Annotated in this window: 1 pseudogene; it reads right to left on the minus strand. The window is 76.0% G+C overall.

Features of this window, described 5'->3' with window-relative positions:
- Nucleotides 1-273: 273 nt before the first annotated feature.
- Nucleotides 274-1,558, minus strand: a pseudogene (locus SSBG_RS23240) (ADP-ribosylglycohydrolase family protein); the annotation flags it as partial.

The raw sequence follows: 1,558 nt of genomic DNA on the forward strand, positions 1-1,558 counted from the left end.
GCGCGCGCGGCGGCGACGGCCTGGTTGGCGCCCTAGACACCGGGATGGGTGCGGAATCCGTGCCACGATGACGGTCTCGCCGCGCTCGGGAGCGCGGGCGACGTGGGAGACGAGATCCATGTCCCACCAAAAAAAGGACCACGATGCCCCCCACAACGTGGGGAACATGAGGGCGCTCGGGGGCGGCGCCTCGCCGTCCGTGGCGGGCGCGTCCCGTACGAGGACGCGCTCCCGGGCGGCGGGACGGCGGGCGGTCTGGTCGTGCGCGGCCCCGGGGGCGAGGGCGAGTTCCGTCGTGAGCCGGGCGAGCGTGCCGTAGTCCGCGCCGGTCGCGCCGGGATCGTTCCAGCTCCCCTTGACCGCTGTCCTCAATCGGTTCCCCAGCGGAGCGGTCCACACCCCGGGGACCCCGTGGAGCACTCCTGCGACGGACCCCGCCGTCGCTCCGTTCGAATCCGTGTCCCAGCCGCCGGAGACCGTACGGGTCACCGCCGCCGTGAAGAAGTCCTCCTCCGCGCCCGCCTCGACCGCGAGCGCCGCGTGCGTGAGCGCGGCGGCCAGCAGCGCCGCGTTCGGCACGACGTGCACCCAGTGCGTGCCCCGGTGCGCCGCGTGCAGGGCGTCCACGACGGCGTCGAAATCCTCGTGCGTACGGGCCAGGGCGACCGCCTCGCGCACGGCGCGGGCGAGGCGGGAGCCGGGCGGCACGACGCGCAGGCCGGTCAAACAAAACAGTGGTGCGCGTCCCCGCCGAGCGCGGTCGCCTCCGCGAGCACGGCCGCGGCGAACATGGCCCCGTACACGCCGTTGGCGGTGTGGCTGAGGACCGCGTCCCGCCACGCCTGCTCCGCCGCGCCCGCCGGGTCGCCCGGGTGCGTCCAGCCGTGCACGTCGGCCCTGATCAGCGCGCCGATCCACTCGCGGAAGGGGTTGCGGTGCCGGGCGGTCTCGGGCGGCTCCAGGCCGCGCAGGAGGTTCGCGTAGGCGACCCGCTCGGCGGTGAAGACCTTCCCGGCCGGCAACTGCTCCAGCCACAGGGCCGCGAGATCCGCCGTCGTGAAGTCCCGGCCGTGCCGCAGCAGCAGTTCGAGGGTCAGGACGGGATGGTCGAGGTCGTCGTCCTCGGGTGTCCCCGCGATGTTCTCGGCGAGGCAACCGCCCGCGCTGCGCCGGTTCCAGGGGTAGGCGGCGAGCAGCTCGGCCGGGACGCCGCGCGCCGTGAACCACGTGCGCAGCGGCCAGTTCCCCGCGGCCCGCGCGAGGGCCCTGATCCCGTCGAGCGGCAGCTTCTCGACCGGCTTGCCGAGCACGCACCCGGCCGCGCGCCCGCGCCAGGCGGCTTCCAGCCGCCGCTCCAGGACCGCCGGGCCGCCCTCGTACGGCGCCCGCGGCCCGGGCCACCCGGGGCACGCCGCGACGATCTCACCGAATCCCGTCGGCTCGCACCCGCCCGCCGCCCCGGGCCTCGGCACCTCGGCGAGCCTGTCCAGCAACTCCCGCGCGAGGGAGCGCAGTGCGCGCGGTGTTCTCCCTTGAGGCCCCGGCCCGTACGGGGGCC

The sequence above is a fragment of the Streptomyces sp. SPB074 genome, assembly GCF_000154905.1.
In the GTDB taxonomy this organism is placed as follows: Bacteria; Actinomycetota; Actinomycetes; order Streptomycetales; family Streptomycetaceae; genus Streptomyces.